General features: G+C 71.8%; 21 protein-coding genes. 8 read left to right on the top strand and 13 right to left on the bottom strand.

The features are described 5' to 3' along the window. Window positions 1-26: 26 nt before the first annotated feature. Window positions 27-218: a DUF397 domain-containing protein gene (locus tag IEY61_RS16465; protein ID WP_189045207.1), complete on the bottom strand. Its 192-nt coding sequence runs from the start codon at window positions 216-218 to the stop codon at window positions 27-29. Between the two features lie 43 nt (window positions 219-261). Further along, a complete protein-coding gene (locus tag IEY61_RS16460; RefSeq protein ID WP_189045205.1) occupies window positions 262-1,104 on the bottom strand; it encodes a helix-turn-helix domain-containing protein in 843 nt (280 codons plus the stop codon). 140 nt (window positions 1,105-1,244) lie between these two features. Here IEY61_RS16460 and IEY61_RS16455 point away from each other — a divergent pair, with 140 nt between their 5' ends. The 3 genes from IEY61_RS16455 to IEY61_RS16445 are packed head-to-tail and all read left to right on the top strand — an operon-like array spanning window position 1,245 to window position 4,027. After that, window positions 1,245-1,871: a GOLPH3/VPS74 family protein gene (locus IEY61_RS16455; protein ID WP_189045203.1), complete on the top strand. Its 627-nt coding sequence runs from the start codon at window positions 1,245-1,247 to the stop codon at window positions 1,869-1,871. Between the two features lie 36 nt (window positions 1,872-1,907). Continuing rightward, on the top strand, window positions 1,908-3,437 hold the full coding sequence (locus IEY61_RS16450) for an APC family permease (RefSeq protein ID WP_189045201.1): 1,530 nt from the start codon (window positions 1,908-1,910) through the stop codon (window positions 3,435-3,437). Continuing rightward, entirely contained in the window at window positions 3,434-4,027 is a 594-nt protein-coding gene (locus IEY61_RS16445) for a GNAT family N-acetyltransferase (protein WP_189045199.1), read from the top strand. The genes IEY61_RS16450 and IEY61_RS16445 overlap by 4 nt, the downstream gene beginning before the upstream one ends. 55 nt (window positions 4,028-4,082) lie before the next feature. On the opposite strand, the gene IEY61_RS16440 is transcribed toward IEY61_RS16445, so the two are convergent. Continuing rightward, window positions 4,083-4,907, bottom strand: coding sequence for a SigB/SigF/SigG family RNA polymerase sigma factor (locus IEY61_RS16440; protein WP_189045197.1), 825 nt, complete (start codon window positions 4,905-4,907; stop codon window positions 4,083-4,085). A gap of 464 nt (window positions 4,908-5,371) precedes the next feature. On the opposite strand from IEY61_RS16440, the gene IEY61_RS16435 reads away from it, so the two are divergent. The 3 genes from IEY61_RS16435 to IEY61_RS16430 all read left to right on the top strand — a co-directional run bounded on the left by IEY61_RS16435 (window position 5,372) and on the right by IEY61_RS16430 (window position 6,920). Then, window positions 5,372-6,127 carry an acetoacetate decarboxylase family protein gene (locus IEY61_RS16435; RefSeq protein WP_229705956.1) on the top strand — a complete coding sequence of 252 codons (756 nt, stop codon included), beginning with the start codon at window positions 5,372-5,374 and terminating at the stop codon, window positions 6,125-6,127. Window positions 6,128-6,233: 106 nt separating this feature from the next. Further along, window positions 6,234-6,362, top strand: coding sequence for a hypothetical protein (locus IEY61_RS31820; RefSeq protein WP_268240651.1), 129 nt, complete (start codon window positions 6,234-6,236; stop codon window positions 6,360-6,362). Between the two features lie 36 nt (window positions 6,363-6,398). Beyond that, window positions 6,399-6,920 (top strand): GNAT family N-acetyltransferase, encoded by a 522-nt coding sequence (locus tag IEY61_RS16430; protein WP_189045195.1) that lies wholly within the window; start codon window positions 6,399-6,401, stop codon window positions 6,918-6,920. A gap of 21 nt (window positions 6,921-6,941) precedes the next feature. On the opposite strand, the gene IEY61_RS16425 is transcribed toward IEY61_RS16430, so the two are convergent. The 3 genes from IEY61_RS16425 to IEY61_RS16415 form a co-directional block, all read right to left on the bottom strand. Beyond that, window positions 6,942-7,523, bottom strand: a complete 582-nt coding sequence (locus IEY61_RS16425; protein ID WP_189045193.1) for a general stress protein — start codon at window positions 7,521-7,523, stop codon at window positions 6,942-6,944. Window positions 7,524-7,647: 124 nt separating this feature from the next. Beyond that, complete coding sequence (locus IEY61_RS16420; RefSeq protein ID WP_189045191.1) at window positions 7,648-9,030, bottom strand: glycoside hydrolase family 6 protein; 1,383 nt, start codon at window positions 9,028-9,030, stop codon at window positions 7,648-7,650. Window positions 9,031-9,146: 116 nt separating this feature from the next. Then, window positions 9,147-11,273 (bottom strand): ATP-binding SpoIIE family protein phosphatase, encoded by a 2,127-nt coding sequence (locus IEY61_RS16415; RefSeq protein ID WP_189045189.1) that lies wholly within the window; start codon window positions 11,271-11,273, stop codon window positions 9,147-9,149. 189 nt (window positions 11,274-11,462) lie between these two features. On the opposite strand from IEY61_RS16415, the gene IEY61_RS16410 reads away from it, so the two are divergent. Further along, on the top strand, window positions 11,463-12,299 hold the full coding sequence (locus IEY61_RS16410) for a mechanosensitive ion channel family protein (RefSeq protein ID WP_189045187.1): 837 nt from the start codon (window positions 11,463-11,465) through the stop codon (window positions 12,297-12,299). 59 nt (window positions 12,300-12,358) lie between these two features. Here the strand turns inward: IEY61_RS16410 and IEY61_RS16405 are convergent, their stop codons facing one another. From IEY61_RS16405 to IEY61_RS16380, 6 genes are all read right to left on the bottom strand, one after another. Further along, window positions 12,359-12,736, bottom strand: coding sequence for a DUF6401 family natural product biosynthesis protein (locus tag IEY61_RS16405; protein ID WP_189045185.1), 378 nt, complete (start codon window positions 12,734-12,736; stop codon window positions 12,359-12,361). 136 nt (window positions 12,737-12,872) lie between these two features. Further along, entirely contained in the window at window positions 12,873-13,085 is a 213-nt protein-coding gene (locus tag IEY61_RS16400; RefSeq protein WP_189045183.1) for a hypothetical protein, read from the bottom strand. Between the two features lie 105 nt (window positions 13,086-13,190). Continuing rightward, window positions 13,191-13,448: a hypothetical protein gene (locus tag IEY61_RS16395; RefSeq protein WP_189045181.1), complete on the bottom strand. Its 258-nt coding sequence runs from the start codon at window positions 13,446-13,448 to the stop codon at window positions 13,191-13,193. Window positions 13,449-13,578: 130 nt separating this feature from the next. Beyond that, entirely contained in the window at window positions 13,579-14,040 is a 462-nt protein-coding gene (locus tag IEY61_RS16390) for an SRPBCC family protein (protein WP_189045179.1), read from the bottom strand. A gap of 49 nt (window positions 14,041-14,089) precedes the next feature. Continuing rightward, window positions 14,090-14,506, bottom strand: a complete 417-nt coding sequence (locus tag IEY61_RS16385; protein WP_189045177.1) for a DUF2795 domain-containing protein — start codon at window positions 14,504-14,506, stop codon at window positions 14,090-14,092. Between the two features lie 46 nt (window positions 14,507-14,552). Continuing rightward, a complete protein-coding gene (locus IEY61_RS16380; protein ID WP_189045175.1) occupies window positions 14,553-15,521 on the bottom strand; it encodes a YihY/virulence factor BrkB family protein in 969 nt (322 codons plus the stop codon). A 152-nt stretch (window positions 15,522-15,673) separates the two neighbouring features. Between IEY61_RS16380 and IEY61_RS16375 the strand changes: the two genes are divergently transcribed. Beyond that, window positions 15,674-16,075 carry a ChaB family protein gene (locus tag IEY61_RS16375; protein WP_189045173.1) on the top strand — a complete coding sequence of 134 codons (402 nt, stop codon included), beginning with the start codon at window positions 15,674-15,676 and terminating at the stop codon, window positions 16,073-16,075. A gap of 122 nt (window positions 16,076-16,197) precedes the next feature. Here IEY61_RS16375 and IEY61_RS16370 read toward each other — a convergent pair whose 3' ends face one another. Beyond that, window positions 16,198-17,631, bottom strand: coding sequence for an aldehyde dehydrogenase family protein (locus tag IEY61_RS16370; RefSeq protein WP_189045171.1), 1,434 nt, complete (start codon window positions 17,629-17,631; stop codon window positions 16,198-16,200). Window positions 17,632-17,686 lie beyond the last annotated feature (55 nt).

Genomic DNA, 17,686 nt, shown 5'->3' with positions numbered 1-17,686 from the left:
GGCCGCGCCCGACGTGGCGGGTCAGGTCAGCGGGTGGGCGGGTCGGCGACGAAGGCGCACCAGGCGGACGGTGGAAAGGCCAGGACCGGACCGTGGCGGTCCTTGCTGTCCCGGACCGCGACCCCACCATCGACGGTGGCGACCTCGACGCAGTTGCCGTTGCCCACGCTGCGCGTGCTGGTGCGCCACTTCGCCACGGAAAGGTCGAGCGCGGTCATCGCGATCCCTTCGTCGTAACCGAAAGTGACCGCTCCGCAGCGGTCACGTAAAGTAGCGAGTGGCTTCCTTCAATCGGACCAGGGATGCCGCCGGATCGAGCGCCAGGCGGCGCAGCCGCTCGTGCACAAGGCTATATGAGCGCACCTGCGCGGCTTCCTCCAGTGCCAGTCCTGTCGTGAGATTTTCCAGGTAGACCACGGCGGCGTCGGCCGCGTCGGCGAAGGTGAGGAGGACGTACGGTGAACTCATCGCGGGGTGCCCGCCGGCGCTGAACGGAAGTACCTGGATCGTGACGTTCGGTAACTGGGCGACGGTCTCCAGATGGGACAGTTGCCCCGCCATGACGGCCCGCTTGCTGACGGAGCGTAACAACGCCGCCTCGTTCAGCACCACCGACAACTCGACCGGATTCTCGCCGTGTAGCACGTCCTGCCGGCGCAGTCGGGCGGCCACCTTGCGGTCCAGGCCATCCTCGCCCGCCGTCAGGCGGTAGACCTCCCGGGCGTACGCCTCGGTCTGCAACAGGCCCGGCACCGCCTCGGCCTCGTACGTGCGCAGGGTGGCCGCCTCGGCCTCCAGTCCGACGTAGAACTCGAACCAGTCCGGCAGCACGTCGCTGTAGTGCTGCCACCAGCCACGTTGCTGCGCGCCGCGGGCGATCTCGATGAGCGCCTCGGCGTCGTTGCCGGTGACCTGGTAGAGCGCCAGCGCGGCGCGTACGTCGCGCGGCTTGATGCCGATCTGGGCGTTCTCGATGCGGGACAGGTTGCTCTTGGACATGTCCAGTTGCCGGGCGGCGACGTCCAGGGTCATGCCGGCGCGTTCGCGCAACTGACGTAGTTCCCGGGCGATTCGGCGGCGGCGGACGGTGGGGCTCGCGGTCACCCTCCGAGTCTGTCACGGGAATAAGCGCAGGTCGCATCAGCACGGAGTGCAACCACCGAAAACGGGAGTTGCATTGCAGTTGCGGTCGGTGCATCCTTTCCCGGGCTAGCGATCAACGAACGGCGATCCGGGGAGGACTTTTGCTCATCGCCGACGAGTTCTTCCTGATCGCGCACAACGACATCCGGGGCAAGGCGAAACTGCACCCGGCCGCGAACGGGCTCGGTCTGGCCGCGGGCCTCCTCGGTGAGCTTGTCCTCTATGGACACATCACAGTGACGTCGGCGCAGGTCACCGTGATCGACCGTCGTCCGCCGGCCGACGCGCTGGCGCACACTGTGCTGGACCAGTTGATCGGCGAGGCCCAGCACCAGGCGGTGCGGACCTGGCTCAGCTTCCTCGCCCAGACCGCCGTGACCTCGGTCGGGGAGCGGCTGGCCCGAGCCGGCGTGCTGCGTCGCCAGGAGAGCCGCCGACTGCTGCGGACCACCGTCAACTACCAGCCGGTCGACCTCAACGTGGCGGCCTGGCCGGCCACCCGCCTGCGCGCGGTGCTCGAGCGCAACGAGCCGCCGAGCGTGCCCGACGCCCTGCTGCTCGGCCTGGTCGCCGCCGCCGGGCTGACCCGCGAGGTGCTGTGGAGCGCCGGCCCCCGGGCCCACCACCGGCTCAACCTGATCGTCCCGGCGTTGCCCGCCCCGCTGAAGGAACTCGTGGCGCACACCGAAGCCGCCGTCGGCGCGGCCGTGCTGCGCGGCGCTCCCTGACCCGGTACCCCCTCCTTCGACTAACCGGAGCAGTCCATGTCCTCGACCGCGACAACCGAAAGACCGAGCAATGTCTCCGAGGCGCTGGCCCGTGGCCGGCTCGGTGTGCCCTCGGTGATCTTCTTCGTCCTCTCCGCGGCGACGCCGCTGACCGTGGTGGCCGGCGTGGTCACCACCGGCTACGGGGTCATCGGGGTGCTCGGCATCCCGCTGGCCTTCGTGACGGTCGCGGCGGTGCTGACGCTGTTCTCCGTCGGCTACGTGGCGATGGCCCGTCGGATGGCCAACGCCGGCGCGTTCTACTCGTACGTGAGCCGTGGTCTGGGGCGGCCGGCCGGAGTGGGCACGGCGTGGGTCGCGTTGATCGCGTACAACGCACTCCAGGTCGGGCTCTACGGCACCATCGGCGCCGCGGCCACGCCGATGCTGAACCGGCTGTTCGGCATCGAGCCACTGTGGTGGATCGTGGCCCTGGCGGCGTGGGCGCTGGTGGGGGTGCTCGGTCTGCTGCGGGTGGACATCAACGGGATGGTGCTGGCGGCGCTGCTCTGCGCCGAGATCGCCATCATCCTGGTGTTCGACCTCGGGCAGCTGAGCAACCCGGCCGGTGGCAGCGTCAGCTTCGCGGCGTTCTCGCCGGAGAACTTCTTCGTCCCCGGGGTCGGCGCGGTGCTGGTGCTGGCGATCCTCGGCTTCGTCGGCTTCGAGGCCTCGGTGGTGTTCAGCGAGGAGAGCAAGGATCCGAAGCGGACGGTGCCGATGGCGACCTATCTCTCCGTGGCGATCATCGGGGTGGTCTACGCGCTCTCCTCGTGGAGCATGACGGTGGCCGTCGGCCCGGACCGGATCGCCGAGGAGGCCGGCACCCAGAGCATCGATCTGATCTTCAACCTGGCCGCCACGCACCTCGGCGACACCGTGCTCGCTATCGGGCAGGCGCTCTTCCTCACCTCGGTGCTGGCTGCCATGATCGCGTTCCACAACACCACCGCGCGGTACGCCTTCGCGTTGGGCCGGGAGCGGGTCCTGCCGGCGGTGTTCGGGCGGACCTCGCCGACCTCCGGCGCGCCCCGGGCCGCCTCGCTGGCGCAGAGCGCGCTCGGCCTGCTGATGATCGTGCTGTACGCGGTCAACGGCTGGGACCCGGTCCTGCAGATGTTCTTCTGGCTGGGCACCAGCGGCGGTTTCGGGGTGCTGCTGCTCATCGCGACCACCGCGATCGCCATCATCGCCTACTTCGCCCGCAGCGCAGAGCAGGAGACGTTGTGGCGGCGCCTGGTCGCCCCGGGGGTCGCCGCCATCGCGCTGATCGCGATCATCGTGCTGGCGGTGCAGAACTTCGCCGACCTGCTCGGGGTGGCACCCGACTCGCCGCTGCGCTGGGCGATCCCGGCGGCGTTCCCGGTCGTGGCGCTGCTCGGCGTGCTCTGGGGCCTGGTGCTGCGCAGCAGGCGCCCCGACACGTACGCCCGGATCGGCCTGGGCGCGGAGAGCGCCGCGGCCGCCGCGGTACCCCCGGCGTCGGTCACCGAGCCGGCGCCGCTCACCGCTGAGGTACGGCGATGAGCCAGCCGATCGTCGGCCGGCTCGACCCGGCGGACACCCGGTGGGTGGCCGCGCGGATCGCCGAGGCATTCCTGGTGCTGGACGCGACCCGGTGGCTGGTGCCGGACGAGGCCAAGCGGGAATCGGTGCTGACCGGCCAGTTCGAGATCATCGTCGAGCACGCGATGCGGCACGGCCTGGTGTTCGGCACCGAGGACCGCGCCGGAGTGGCGGTCTGGCTGCCGTCGGTCGGTGATCCGCTGCCGCCCCCGCAGGAGTACGACGCCCGGCTGGCGGCCGCCTGCGGGGAGTGGACGCCGCGCTTCGCGCACCTGGACGAGTTGTTCGACGCCAACCATCCGCACCAGGATCACCATCACCTGGCCCTGCTGGCCGTCCGGCCGGACCGCCAGGGGCAGGGCGTCGGCAGCGCGTTGCTCTGCCACCACCACGCCTGGCTGGATGCGAACGGCGTGCCGGGTTATCTGGAGGCGAGCAGCGAGACCGGGCGGGACCTGTACGCGCGGCACGGATATCAGGTGTCCGAGCCGTTCCGGCTGCCGGACGGTACGCCGTTCTGGCCGATGTGGCGGGAGCCGGTCGCCGGCTGAGCCGACAACGATGGTGGCCGGGTCCAGCTGGACCCGGCCACCATCGTCGCCCCTCCTAGTAAGTGCCGTCGAGCTGCCCCCGCAGCTTCGTCAGTGCCCGGGCCAGCAGCCGGGACACGTGCATCTGCGACACGCCGATCTGCTCGGCGATCTGCGACTGCGTCAGGTTGCCGTAGAACCGCAGCGTGAGGATCTTCTGCTCGCGCTCGTCCAGCGTGGCCAGCGCCGGGCCCAGGGCCACCCGCAGCTCGGCCAGCTCGAACTCGCTGTCCTCGCCGCCGAGCATGTCGCCGAGTTCGGTGGCCCGGTCACCGTCGCCGGTCGGCGTCGACAGCGACACCGCGTTGTACGCGCGGGCACCCTCCAGGCCCTCCAGCACCTCTTCCTCGGTGAGCTTGAGGTGGGCGGCGATGTCGGCCACCGTCGGCGAGCGACCGAGGGTCTGCAGCAGGGTGCTGTTGGCGTCGGAGATGGCCAGCCGCAGCTCCTGCAACCGCCGGGGGACCCGGATGTCCCAGGTGCGGTCCCGGAAGTGCCGCTTCAGTTCGCCGATGATGGTGGGGATCGCATAGCCGGCGAAGTCGACCCCACGGGAGGGGTCGAACTTGTCGATGGCCTTGATGAGGCCGACGGCCGCGGTCTGCGCGAGGTCGTCGGTGGGTTCGCCGCGCCCGCTGTAGCGGTGGGCGAGGTGATTGGCCAGCGGCAGCCAGGCCTCGATCGCCCGGTCGCGCAGCGCGGCGCGGGACGGATGACCGGCCGGCAGCGCGGCCATCGTGTTCAGTAGTTCGGTGGCGCTGTCGGTGAGCGCCCGCGGGTCGAGTTTCGGCACCGAGGTCGTCGAGGCGGTTGCCGGCTCGCTGATCGTTTGCGCGGTCATGGTGGTCCTCCCTGCACCTCGTCCGCGGATAAAGACGTGACGCTTTGGATTGGCGACTATAGCCGTTCGGGAGTCACCATAACCTGATCGTCTCCCCGAAATCTAGCCGAACGGACGATGTCCTTAGGTTATTTTAGGCGGCAAAAGCCGCAAAGCAGGACGCGAAGCATCTTCCGAAGGGAGTGCCGGCTGCGGCCCCGGTGGGTGGTTACCCCTGCCGGTTCGTAGGGGTGTGGATCGTCCGCCCGAAGGGCCCGGGCTCGTCCGCTGGAGCCTCCGGGCTGGTCCACCCGAACGGTCGGCGCCGGTCCGTGTGAAGGGTCGGGGCTCGGCCGGACGGCGTCGGGCCCACCACCGGCCGGCTGAGCTGGGTGGGCCTGGCCAGCGCACTGTCACCTTTCCGTCGTTGTCCGGTATACGGAACTGCCCGTAGCGTCCCCGGTGGACCCCAAGACGGAGGCGCTGTGCTCGACCCTGCCGTTCCTCACCTCGTCGTTAACTGCCGGACGCTGTATTTCAGTTGGCTGCCGGCGGATCCGGAGGCGGTGGCGGCGCTGGTCCCGGCCGGGCTGCGATCCCATCCCGACCGGCAGGTCTTCATGAACCAGTACGTCGTGGACGACGAGAGCCAGAGCAGCGGATTCGGCTCCTACTCGCTGACCTACCTCGGGGTGACGCTGGCCGACGTGGACGCCCCCGACGGGGTGACCCCGGGCGGCTGGTGGACCCACTACGTGACCTCCAGCGCGCGGGTCCGCGACTACGCCCTCGCCCGGGGCGCCCCCGTCCTGACCGGCCACACCACGATCGCCGCCCGTCGCGACCGGGTGGTCACCGAGACCGACATCGACGGCGTGCCGATGATCCGGACCCAGGTGCGGGTGGGCGAGACGGGACACACGGTGCACAACGGCCACCACCGCTACCTCACCGCGCTGCGCGGCCAACTGGTCAGCAGCATCTATCCGGTCGTCGCCGAACCGGTCAATTCGTTCGAGATCGAGTCGGTGGAGTTCCTGGAACCGGAACACCCCCTCTACGCGCTGCGTCCGGAGAATCCCCTCACCATCGCCTGGGGCTACTACGCTCCCCGCTCCTCCTTCGCGTACCCGGGCGGGCTGACCGTTCTGGGCGAACTGCAGCCTCCACCAGCCCTCCGGGTGCCGGGTCCGCAGCAGCGGCCGGTTGCCGGGATCGTGCGTCAGGCGACCGGGCGGTAGCGGCGCTCGGCGAGGTTTCCGCTCGACCAGACGGGTACTCAAGGATCGGTGACCTGCGCGGACAACGCGCGCCCGACCCATCCCCGAGCGGCGAGGAGGCCACGCCATGCCCGGCGAGACGACGAACTCCGTCCCGGAGCACCGCGAGCAGGCGGTGGAGAGCGAGCGGGGGGCGCTGTTGGCCGTACTGGTGATGGTCCTGCTGGGCGTGGCCGGCATCTTCGCCGTCTCCTGACAGCCCGCCCGACGAGGTGTGCCAGACTCTGCCGCCGTGGAACTTACCGGCCCTGGCCTGCTCCTGCGTCCCTGGCGGGACGCGGACGCCGCCGCTGTGCTCGAAGTGCTCCGCGATCCGGCGATCACGCAGTGGAATCCGCAGGGCGACGTGAACGATCTGGAGGCGGCCCGGCGCTGGGTACGGCGCCGGGCCGACTGGTCGGGCGGGAGCCACATTGCACTGGCCGTGGTCGACCCGGCCGCTCCGGAAACCCTGTCGGGTTCGGTGTCGTTGCACCGCATCCAGGACGGTGATGCCTCGATCGGCTACTGGACGTCGCCCACCGCCCGGGGACGCGGGCTCGCCTCGGCAGCGGTCGCCCGGCTCACCACGTGGGCGTTCGCCGAGTTGGGGCTGTACCGGATCGAGCTGTGCCACGCCGTGCCCAACTCGGCCTCCTGCCGGGTCGCTGAGCGGGCCGGCTACCTGGCCGAGGGGACCCTGCGGCAGTCGTACCGGTACGGTGACGGGCGGCGCTACGACGAACACCTGCACGCCCGCCTCGCCACCGACTGACGGGCGATGATTCCGGTGCGCTCAGCCCGCGGTCTGGGGTGACCGGGCGCCCAGCCGGCTCAGCAACTGGCGGGCCTGCTCGGCGAAGTCCGCCTCGACGATGACCGCGTAACGGCTGGCGCGCACCGAACTGGCGGAGGTGAAGTCCCGCCGCCCGCCCGTCATCGCGTGCGCGACGGCGCCGAACACGGCGCCCCAGATCGCGCCGATGACCAGGCCGGCCAGGACCACCGCCACCCAGTTCCCGACGGTGAAGATGCCGAAGAGCAGTCCGATGAACAGCCCGAACCAGGCCCCCGTGCCGGCGCCGATCAGCGTGGCGCGGCCGGTCGTCATCCGGCCCAGCACAGTCTCCACCAGCGTCAGGTCGGTGCCGACGATGGCGGTGCGTTCCACCGGGAAACGGTTGTCGGCCAGATGGTCCACCACGCGCTGAGCGGACGGGTAGTCCGGATACGCCCCGATCGTCACGGTTGGCGGCCCGGTCGGTGATCCGTGGCCGTCCGCACCCGGTGCCGCCACGTGCCCACCCGGCCCCGACGGGAGGCTTCCCCCACCCGTCACCCCCGGCCGCCACTCCGAAGAACTCGACTCCCCCCGCATGTTCCCCCCTCAAGATCTCCCGCACATCCACCCCCCTCCCATTCCCGACCGCCCCTTCGATAACCCCGCACAGAGATCTTGGTACGGGACAGGGTCCGCGTACCAAGATCTCTGTGCATCGGGGTCAGGCGCAGGAGGCGCCGTTCAGGGTGAAGTTGGTCGGGCGCGGGAGGGTGCTGCCGGAGTAGGTGCCCTGGAAGCCGGTGCTGATGGTGCCGCCGCTGGGGACGCTGCCGTTCCAGGCGACGTTGCGGACCTGGATCCGGTCGCCGGACTGGCTCCACTCACCGTTCCAACCGTTGGTGAGGCGTACCCCGGAGGCGACCGTGAAGGCGAGCGTCCAGTTGCTGAGCGCCGCGCCGCGGTTGGTCACCCGGATCTCGGCGGTGAAGCCGCCGGTCCACGTGTTCGGGGTCCAGGTCACCGTGCAACCCCCGCCGGGCGGGGGGGTCGTCGGGGGCGCGGTGGTGGGCGGGGTGGTCGTCGGGGGCGTGCTGGTGGGCGGGGTGGTCGTCGGCGGCGCGGTGGTCGGCACCGGACCGGCCGCGACGGCCAGGTCGTACGCCCGCTGCGGCACGAACTGCCCCGCGGCGGCGATGCAGCCGTCCGCCTCGCCGGGCAGCTTCACCCAGAGGAACGCGTCGATGGCGGAATCGCCGGTGGCGGTGGTGCTCGGCGTGCCGATCGCCCGCCCCGGCGGGTCGCACCACTCGGCGCCGGCCGGACCGTTGCCGTTGCGGCTGGTGTCGATGACCGCCTTCAGTCGGGAGTTGCCGGTCGCGGCGATGATCTGCTTGGCGTACGACACCTCGTCGGCGCTACGCCGGTAGTTCGACACGTTCACCGAGATGCCGTCGGCGCTGTTGGCGATGTCGGCGGCGTTCAGCCGGGCGGCGGCCTCGCCGGGGGCGAGCCATCCGCCATGACCGATGTCGTAGTAGACCTTCGCTGCCGACGAGCCGCGCTTGAGCGCCTTACCGGCGTACGCCATCGAGGCCCGCACCTCGGCCTGCTGGCCGGCGTCCATGCAGCTGGTCATGATCGGGAGCACGTCGGGCTCCAGGATGATGGTGGCCGCTCGCCCCCCGAGGCCCGCGGCGACCTGGTCCACCCACTGCCGGTAGGCCGTGTGGTTCGGCGCGCCGCCTCCGCTGTGGTTGCTGCAGTCGCGGTTGGGGATGTTGTAGACCACGAGGATCGGGATCTTGCCGGCGGCGGCCGCGGCGCCGACGAAGGAGTTGACCTCTCCGCGCACCGTCGAGGTGTTGGTGGTGGTGAACCACCGGCCCTGCGGGACGTTGGCGATCCGGTCCCGGATGACGGCGGCGCGCGAGTCGTTCGGGTTGGCCGCGACCCACCGGGCGGCGGCAGTGTCCGGATCGACGTAGAAGGCGGAGTCGGCGGCCGCGGCGGGAGTCGGCCGCAGCGCGCCCACGCCGACCGTGGCGGCGACGGTGAGGGCCGTCACCACCGCGCCGACCACGGCGAACGTGCTTCGGGTTCTCATGATCTGCTCCTCGGGCACATCGAAGAAGTTATGTGGAAGCGCTCCCACGTTTCCGTCAAGGTACGGGTCGATTGCCGGGTTGTGAAGACCTTCCGGAAGTATCGGGTCGCCGGCGGTCAGCGCGGCGAAAGCAGGATCTCGAACCAGACCGTCGAGCCGCGCACGGTGGGATCGGTGCCCCAGGTGTCGCTCAGCTCCTCGATCAGGCCCAGCCCGCGACCGCGGCTGCTGAGCGTGTCGGTGCGGGCCCGGGTGACGGTCCCCCGGGAACCGGAGTCGGCGACCGAGACGAGCAGGCGCTCGGAACTGAGGTCGATCTCCACCCGGGCCGCCGTGCCGGCGTGCAACAGGGCGTTGGTGGTCAGCTCACTGGTGCAGAGCACCGCCGCACCGATCACCGACTCGGCCACCTCCCACTGAGTGAGCTGGGCGGTCATCCAGTGCCGGACCCGGCTCGGCGCGGTCGGCTCGGCCGGCACCTCCATCCGCGCCGACCGGCTCGGCCGCAGCGCGTACTCGACAGCCAGCACGGCCACGTCGTCCTCGGTCGCGCCCGGAACCGCGGCCGTGGCCGTGGCACACAGCGCTCGGGGGTCGCCGTTCTGCGCCGTCGCCACCGACTTCGACAACAGTGCCAGCCCGTCCGCCAGGCCCTGCCGCCGCCGCTCCACCACACCGTCGCTGAACAGCAGCAACGTGTCGCCAGGCCGGAACGCGACGGTACGCGCCCCGGGGCGGTAACCGACCCCGAGCGGTGCGCCGGGCGCCACGTCGAGGTACTCGGCGCCCGGCTGGCCGGACCGCGCACCGCGGCGCAGCAGCGGACCCGGATGGCCAGCGCTGGCCAGGGTGAGCTGTTCCCGGTCGCCGTCGATGACGCCGAACACCACGGTGACGAAGAGCTCGTGCGTGCCGGCCTCGGCGCCCAGGCTGGTGACCAGGCGGTCCAGCCCGACGAGAACCTGGTCGGGGCGGGGGTCGTTGAGCGCCAGTGCCCGCAGCGCGGCGCGGACCTGGCCCATCCGGGCGGCCGCCTGCACGTCGTGCCCGGCGACGTCCCCGAGCACCACGCCCAGCTCGCCGGTGGGCAGTACGAAGGCGTCGTAGAAGTCCCCGCCCGCGGCGTTGCCGTCGACGCCCGGGTCGTAGCGCGCCGCGACCCGCAACCGAGGCAGGACCGGCAGATTCTCCGGCAGCATGCTGCGCTGCAACAGCTGGGCGGTACCGTGCTGGGTCTCGAAGCGGCGGGCCCGCTCGGTGGCCTGCCCGATCAGCTCGGCCGCCGCCGCCAGCAGCGCGCGCTCCGGCGCCGACCAGGTGTGCGCGGTGCGGTAGCCGACGGTCAGGCCGCCCCGGACCACGGACGCCCGCAGCGGCACCGCCGCTAGGGCCCGGACCTTCTGGTCGTGCCGGTCGGCGGCGATGTCCCGCAGGGGCTGGCCGTCCTCGACGAAGGTGGCCCGCCCGCTGCGCGCGCTGGCCACCGCCGGGGCCGGCCAGTCCGCCGCGCCGCGTCGCCACAACGGGGGTAGCCGCTCGTCGGCCTCGTCCACCAGCTCGCCCCGGATCCGTCGAACCATCCGCCAGCCACCGCTGCCGGCGTCGTCGACGGCGAAAGAGACCCGGTCGGCGTCGAACGAGTTGATCGCGTAGCGCAGCGCGACCCGCGCCACGTCGTCCAGGGTGAGGGTGCCGGACAGCGCTGCGGCGAAGTCGCTGAGCCCCTGCAACTGCCGGGTGGCCGGGTTGGTCTCGGCGACGACCGACAGCACGCCGGCGATCCGGCCCCGGCTGTCGCGGACGGGGGAACAGGCCCGGATGTAGAGGGCCGGGTCGAGTTCGCCGACGTCCCGCCGCAGCGGGAAGGAGACCGCGCGATCCAGGAAGGGCGCGCCCGTGTGGTAGGTGTGCTCGACGACGTCCCCGATCCCCGGGCTGCGCCAGACCTCCGCGAAGACCTCGGCGGCCGGCCGCCCGACGGCCTGTGGATGCTTGTCGGCGATCAGCTCGGCGTACGCGTCGTTGTAGAGCAGCAGCAGGTCCTCGCCGAGGTGCAGCGCCATCGGCGCGGGCGAGGCGAGCACGATCTCGACGGCCGCCCGGACCGCGGCGTCCCAGGATTCGGGCGGGCCGAGCACCGTGCCGGCCCACGGGTGCGGGTCGACGAGCACCGTGGCACCCGATGCCGGTGTGCCCGGGACGGGGCCTGCTGGCGTGGGGACTCGCCCGACCGTTCCTGGCATGACCGCAGCCTAACCCGACCCGTTCAGCCATCGTTTCCGATCATGGTTCGAGCCGTCGATGTCGGGACGAAAAGCCAGTTCAGGGCCATTCTGTTGGGTGCTGTCGGGAAAAAGTAGGGGATCGACGCGGCGTGTGGTCCCGACGTTGGGGTAAGCGCGCCGGGCAGACCATGCGACAGGAGGGACATCATGCCGGAAACCCTTGCGGCCAGGCAGGTCAACATCGGTGACGCCGTGGCCGACATGTGGCGGTCGGTGCTGCTGTTCGTGCCCAGGGCCATCGCGTTCATCGCGATCCTGGTGATCGGGTGGCTCATCGCCAGAGCTGTGCTCAAGATCGTCGACGCGGCCCTCGAACGGGTGGGGTTCGACCGGTGGGTCGAACGCGGCGGCATCAAGCGGGCACTGGAACGGACCAGGTACGACGCCAGCGACATCCTGGCCAGGCTGGCGTACTACGCGGTGCTGCTGTTCACGCTGCAGTTCGCGTTCGGGGTCTGGGGCCCCAACGCCATCAGCAACCTGATCTCGGGCGTGGTGGCCTGGCTGCCGCGAGCCTTCGTGGCGATCGTCATCGTGGTGATCGCCGCCGCGATCGCCAACGCGGTACGGGACCTCGTCAGGGGGGCGCTGGGCGGCCTGTCGTACGGCAAGATCCTGGCCGACCTGGCGGCGGTCTTCGTCATCGCGCTGGGTGTGATCGCCGCGCTGAACCAGGTGGGTATCGCCACCACCGTGACCACGCCCGTGCTGGTCGCGGTGCTCGCCACGGTGGCCGGCATCCTGATCGTCGGTGTCGGTGGCGGTCTGGTCCGACCGATGCAGCACCGCTGGGAAGGCTGGCTCAACCGGATCGCCGACGAGTCGCGCGCGGTCCGGGAGCAGCAGCAGGGCGCCGCAGCTGGCCGGGGTGACATGCAACGGCAGATGGCCGACCGGGCCGGCGCCGAACGCACCCAGGCGATGGCCGGCGGGCGCGGCACCCACCAGTCCGGGAACATGGGCGACCAGCCGCCCCGCCAGTGACCACCTGGCCGGGAACGACACGGGACGGGTGTCCGCCACCGGCGGGCGCCCGTCCCCTGTCACAGTGGGGGCGGCTGCGGTGCGGGCGTGTCCAGCAGACCAGCGATCAACGCGCAGACCGCGAGCAGGCGCACCAGCACCCAGTCCGCCTCCGGCCAGTCGATCGGGTCGACGGGCGGCTGCCAGCCGTGTTCCTGCGCGACGGACCGGACTCCCTCGGCGTAACCGGCGAGGGTCGCGGCGGTCAGGGGCCGCCGGTCGCCGTGCAGGCTGTCCCGAACCGCGGCGGCGTGCTGGTCGATCGCGGCGAGCAGGCCGGGCAGGCGGGTGGCGGCGGCGAGCCCGTCGAGGCCCACCGCGTTGGTGAGCGCCACCAGGGTGGACCGCGTCGAGTCGACGGCGGTGGGGGCGGGGACCCGGTTGGACGGCACGCGCATGGGGAGCAAATCTAGCCAACGCGTGCGGCCGTGGCGTCGGCCGCACGGCTGGTCAGGGGTCCCCCCGTCGGTCGACGGCGGCTGACCTGCGGGATCGAGCCGGCACGGACCGGACAGTATGCCCGGGCGGCCGGGATCAGTCCGAGGAGCGGGCGTCGGCTGGGCGACGGCGAGCGGCGTCGTCGGCGATGATCACGGTTGCCACCATCAGGGCGACGCAGAGGCTGAACAGCCAGGAACTGTCCGCGACCAGCTTGGCGGAGACGGGGGCCTGGACGGCGGCGAGAAGGAAGCCGAGCCAGGCCAGACGACGCTGACGCGTGGTGAGGAAGCCGGAGCCCTGATGCATTCCGAAAGTCTTGCGCGCGACGCCGCCATTGCCGTCAGCCGAACGGCCGATTCTGGCCGACCTGTCCACAACACCACCCATTCGGGTACGCCAACCCCGTGAGCGTCAGAGTGTGTCGGGGCCGGTGCGTCCGGTGGTGGAGGGACGGTACGCGCGGTCCCGGTCGGTGAGCTCGCGGCCGGTGCCCGGCACCTCGCCACCGCGGTCGGCCGCCTCCGGACCGTGCCCGAAGGCAGCCTCCTCGCCGGCGTCGTTGCCGGTCACGTCGTCGGCCTGCCCGTCGAGCGTGGACCGGGCGATGGCCCGTTCCAACTCCTCCAGCGGAATCCGTTCCTCGTTACGCCACACCCTGTTGTCGCTCATGCCATCGCCGTACCCTCACCCCCACCCCCCAAACCGGCTCCTGTCCGGGCGGAGGGAAGCGTGCGGCCGGCGGTGGGCAGACACACGTGGAGGCCGCCGGTTCGCGGCGGCCTCCATACGTGGCTGGGGATCAGGGAACGGGGCGTTCGATCGAGCCGCGCCAGGCACCGGTCTCCTGGCCGCGGCGTTCGATGAACTGCTTGAAGCGTTGCAGGTCGCCCTTGGCCCGGCGATCGACCACCCCGAGCTTGTCGCCGGCCTGCTCGACGACGCCGTGCGGGTCGAACTCCAACTGGAGGCTCACCCGGCTGCTGTTCTCGTCCAACCGGTGGAAGGTCACCACTCCGGCGTGGGTGGTGCCGCCGGTCGAACGCCAGGCGATCCGTTCGTCGGGCAGCTGTTCGGTGATCTCGGCGTCGAACTCGCGCTTGATGCCGGCGATCTCGACCGTCCAGTGGGTCATCTTGTCGGAGAGTTGGCGAACCTCCTCCACGCCTTCCATGAAGTGGGGGAACTCCTCGAACTGCGTCCACTGGTCGTACGCCGTCCGCACCGGGACGTCCACGTCGACATGTTCGATAACGCCACTCATCAGCATTCCTTTCCGCGCCGGCGGGGGCGGCGGACCCGGACGGCCCGCCTCACCAGCGTGTCGTCTCGTTCTTGTGACCGAGCGCGGCCCACACCTCGGACACCGTCTGGTACCGGGTGCCCTCCGGTAGGCGCTCCAACTCGGCGAGCACGTCGTCCGGTGCCTGGTTGTCCCGCGCGTTGGCGAGCAACGTGGCCCGGTCACCGGGCAGCGCGGTCATCGTGATGAACCGCCCGAGCCGGCTGCGTGCCTCGACGTCCTCGGAGGTCATACCCTGCGGGTTGCCGCTGCGCAGGTCGCCGGCCGGAGCGGTGGTGGGCTCCGGCTGGTCCTCACCCGCGGGTTCCGGCACCCGGAACTCGTCGACCCGTGAACCACCGGCCCCCGGCCCCTGCACGAGGCCGCTGACCTCCTGGCTCATCTGCTCGTCGACCCTCGGTGCGTGCTTGCTGTTGCCGCGATCCATGCCTTCTGCGCTACCCGAGCCGGCGGGTGGTAAACCCGGCAAGCCGTCACGAACCGGCCGGTGAACGCGGCTCCAGCACCGGTTCCTCGGCGCCGGTCGCACCCGACTGGAGCAGTCGGCCACGCTGGAGTTCGGCGTTGATCTGCACGCCGAGCATCAGCGCGGAGTTGGACAGGTAGAGCCAGACCAGGAAGGCGATCACGGCGCCCAGGCTGCCGTAGGTGGCGTCGTACGAGCCGAAGTTCGCCACGTACAGGCCGAAACCGAAGGAGCCGAGCGCCCAGGCGGCCAGGGCGACCGCCCCGCCGGGGGTGAGCCACCGGAACCGCGGCTGGCGGACGTTGGGCGCGGCCCAGAACAGCAGGGACAGCAACAGCATCGCGCTCAACGCCAGCGCCGGCCACTTGGCCACCGCCCAGGCCGTACGCGCCGCGTCGCCGGCGCCCACCAGGTTACCGACCGCGTCGGCGACCGGGCCGCTGACGATCAGACCGGCCGCCACCGTGGCGAGCATGACCAGCGACAACGCCGCGAGGCCGAGCTGTGTCGGGCGCAGCCGCCACACCGGCCGCCCCTCGGTCACCCCGTAGATCGCGTTCGACGCCCGGGTAAACGAGGCGATGAAGTTCGAGGCCGACCAGAGGGCACCGAGCAGGCCGAAGCTGAGCAGGACCCCGGCCGAGCTGTTCTGGTCCACCACCCCCCGGATCACCCCGACGAAGCTCTCGTTCGCCACCACCGAGCCGGCACCGACGTCCCGGGCCAGGTCCAACACCGTGTCGACGGTGCGTTCCCCGTCGGAGACCAGCCCGACCAGGGCGACCACCACGACGGTGGACGGGAAGAGCGCCAGCACTGCGTAGTAGGTGAGCGCGGCGGCCCAGTCGGTGCAGTTGTCCCGCAGATAGTTGCGACCGCTGCGCACCAGCACGCCCCGCCAGGTCGGCCAGCGCAACTGACGGATGCCCGGCAGCGGCCCGTCGGCGGTCGAGGTCTCGGGGTTCGTCGTCGTCATAACTGCTCCCTGTCGCACGGCCGGCCACGTGCGCCGCGCGCCGGTGCCGCGCCGGTACCCGGCGCCGACCTCGGGCAAACCGGCCCACGGGTTTGGCGGCGACGCCGGTGGGAACGCCAGAGGGAATCGCTCGCACACGGAGGAGGATCGAGATGCCCGGGCGCGAGGTACTACCCAGCACGCTGCGGCGCTCCCCGGAGAAGGCCCAGCGTACCTGGGAGAAGACGCACGATTCCGCGGTCGAGACGTACGGCGAGGGGGAGCGGGCGCACCGGACCGCGTTCGCTGCCGTCAAGCACAAGTTCGAGAAGGTCGGCGACCACTGGGAGCCCAAGGGCCGCTCGGGGCCGAGTGATCCGCAGGCCGCGGGCGGCGGCCCGGCGCGACGGGCGCCCACCGCCGGCGGTGTCGACGCGAACGCCCCCAAGGCGCACCTCATGGAGGTCGCCCGCGAGCTGGACGTGCGGGGGCGATCGAGCATGTCCAAGCCGGAACTGGTCAAGGCCATCCAGAAGGCCAACGACCGGCAGACCCGCAAGGCCCGCGGCGACTGACTCGCCGTCGACCCCTGGGCCCCTGATCCGCTCCGGATCAGGGGCCCACACGGTACTGCGCGGTTCAGGCCCGAGTGCCTGGGGGTGTGGATGCGCCATCCCCACCGGCGCGGTACGCCGGCTCACCAGTGGCCGCCGCCGGGTGCCTCGATGTGCACCGCCTTCACGGCGGTGAACTCGTCGAGCAGCTCTGGGCCGTAACCGAAGCCCTGGCCGCTGGCGCCGCGTGGATGGGCAGCACCGGCCGGGGCGCCACCGAAGACCGCGTTGATCTTGACCGTGCCGACCGGAAGTTCCCGCCAGGCCCGTTGGGCGTGGCTCATCGAGGCGGTCAGCACCGTCGCGGCCAGCCCGTACGGCGAGTCGGCCGCGCAGCGCAGCGCCTCGCTGAACGAGTCGACCACCACCACGGGCGCGACCGGACCGAAGGTCTCCTCCCGGACCAGCGCCATGTCGTGCCGACAGTCGTCCATCACGGTCGCCGGGTAGAAGGCTCCCGGGCCGTCGGGGAGCGTGCCGCCGACGAGGATCCGCGCGCCCTGGGCCACCGCCGCGGTGACCTGCCCGTGCACCCCGTCGCGGTGGCGGCGGTCGACCAGCGGACCCAACTCGGTGCCCGGGTCCCGTCCGGGCCCGACCCGCAGCGCGGTGGCCCGGTCCACCAGCGCGGCCACGAAGTCCTCGGCGATGTCCCGGTGGACGTAGATCCGCTCCACCGCCACGCAGATCTGCCCCGCGTTGGCGAACGCGCCCTGGGCCGCCTGCGCGGCGGCCCAGACCGGGTCGACGTCGGCGTCCACGACCAACGGGTCGCTGCCGCCGTTCTCCAGCAGCACCTTCGCGCCGGTCGTGGCAGCGGCGGCGGCGATCGCCCGGCCGGTGGCGGTGGCACCCACCTGCGCCACCACGTCCACCTCGGCGGCGGCGAGCGCCGCACCGGTGTCGGGTCCGCCGGTAACCAGCGACAGCACCCCCGCCGGCAGCGCGGAATCGAGCGCGCGGGCCAGCAACCAGCCGGTGGCCGGGGCCCGCTCGCTCGGCTTGTGCACCACCACGTTCCCGGTGACCAGGGCCGCGCCGAGCAGCCCGCACGAGACGGCGACCGGATCGTTCCACGGGGTGATGACGGCGGCCACGCCACGTGGCTGCGGCGCCATGAAGTCGAGCGCGGCGGAATTGCCGTGCAGGGTGCGTCCGCCCCGGACCGGGGCGAGTTCGGCGTACTGCCGCAGGGTGGCGATGCCGGTCTCGACCCCGCCACGAGCGTCGGCGAGGGGCTTGCCCATCTCCGCGGTGGTGGCGCGGGCGAGTTCGTCGGCGGCCTCGGCGACCGCGTCGGCGGCCCGGTGCAGCGCGGCGGCCCGCTCGGCCGCGGCGGTACCCGCCCATTGCGCCGCCGTGTCGCGGGCCGCCGCCACCGCCTTGCCCACCTCGTCGGCCGTCGCCATCGGCGCGCGGGTCACCGGGCTGTCGTCGGCCGGGTCGTGCACCACCAGTTCACCGGCCTCGCCGCCGGCCCCCCACACGCCCCCGATCAGCTGCGCAACCGTGTACATGGGCGGTGGATGCCCCGGCCCGCAGCGGACAAACGTTTCGGCCGGGTCGCCGCCG

Source organism: Micromonospora sonchi (genome assembly GCF_014646235.1).
Classification (GTDB): Bacteria; Actinomycetota; Actinomycetes; order Mycobacteriales; family Micromonosporaceae; genus Micromonospora; species Micromonospora sonchi.
The sequence above is the reverse complement of the archived record's forward strand: the minus strand, read 5'-3'. Positions and strand labels throughout refer to the sequence as shown.

Excerpts from the sequence above, each read along its gene's own strand:
- IEY61_RS16465 (WP_189045207.1), bottom strand. The coding sequence starts at position 218 with ATGACCGCGCTCGACCTTTCCGTGGCGAAGTGGCGCACCAGCACGCGC.
- IEY61_RS16450 (WP_189045201.1), top strand. The coding sequence starts at position 1,908 with ATGTCCTCGACCGCGACAACCGAAAGACCGAGCAATGTCTCCGAGGCG.
- IEY61_RS16445 (WP_189045199.1), top strand. The coding sequence starts at position 3,434 with ATGAGCCAGCCGATCGTCGGCCGGCTCGACCCGGCGGACACCCGGTGG.
- IEY61_RS16440 (WP_189045197.1), bottom strand. The coding sequence starts at position 4,907 with ATGACCGCGCAAACGATCAGCGAGCCGGCAACCGCCTCGACGACCTCG.
- IEY61_RS31820 (WP_268240651.1), top strand. The coding sequence starts at position 6,234 with ATGCCCGGCGAGACGACGAACTCCGTCCCGGAGCACCGCGAGCAGGCG.
- IEY61_RS16425 (WP_189045193.1), bottom strand. The coding sequence starts at position 7,523 with ATGCGGGGGGAGTCGAGTTCTTCGGAGTGGCGGCCGGGGGTGACGGGT.
- IEY61_RS16420 (WP_189045191.1), bottom strand. The coding sequence starts at position 9,030 with ATGAGAACCCGAAGCACGTTCGCCGTGGTCGGCGCGGTGGTGACGGCC.
- IEY61_RS16415 (WP_189045189.1), bottom strand. The coding sequence starts at position 11,273 with ATGCCAGGAACGGTCGGGCGAGTCCCCACGCCAGCAGGCCCCGTCCCG.
- IEY61_RS16410 (WP_189045187.1), top strand. The coding sequence starts at position 11,463 with ATGCCGGAAACCCTTGCGGCCAGGCAGGTCAACATCGGTGACGCCGTG.
- IEY61_RS16405 (WP_189045185.1), bottom strand. The coding sequence starts at position 12,736 with ATGCGCGTGCCGTCCAACCGGGTCCCCGCCCCCACCGCCGTCGACTCG.
- IEY61_RS16400 (WP_189045183.1), bottom strand. The coding sequence starts at position 13,085 with ATGCATCAGGGCTCCGGCTTCCTCACCACGCGTCAGCGTCGTCTGGCC.
- IEY61_RS16395 (WP_189045181.1), bottom strand. The coding sequence starts at position 13,448 with ATGAGCGACAACAGGGTGTGGCGTAACGAGGAACGGATTCCGCTGGAG.
- IEY61_RS16390 (WP_189045179.1), bottom strand. The coding sequence starts at position 14,040 with ATGAGTGGCGTTATCGAACATGTCGACGTGGACGTCCCGGTGCGGACG.
- IEY61_RS16385 (WP_189045177.1), bottom strand. The coding sequence starts at position 14,506 with ATGGATCGCGGCAACAGCAAGCACGCACCGAGGGTCGACGAGCAGATG.
- IEY61_RS16380 (WP_189045175.1), bottom strand. The coding sequence starts at position 15,521 with ATGACGACGACGAACCCCGAGACCTCGACCGCCGACGGGCCGCTGCCG.
- IEY61_RS16375 (WP_189045173.1), top strand. The coding sequence starts at position 15,674 with ATGCCCGGGCGCGAGGTACTACCCAGCACGCTGCGGCGCTCCCCGGAG.
- IEY61_RS16370 (WP_189045171.1), bottom strand. The coding sequence starts at position 17,631 with ATGTACACGGTTGCGCAGCTGATCGGGGGCGTGTGGGGGGCCGGCGGC.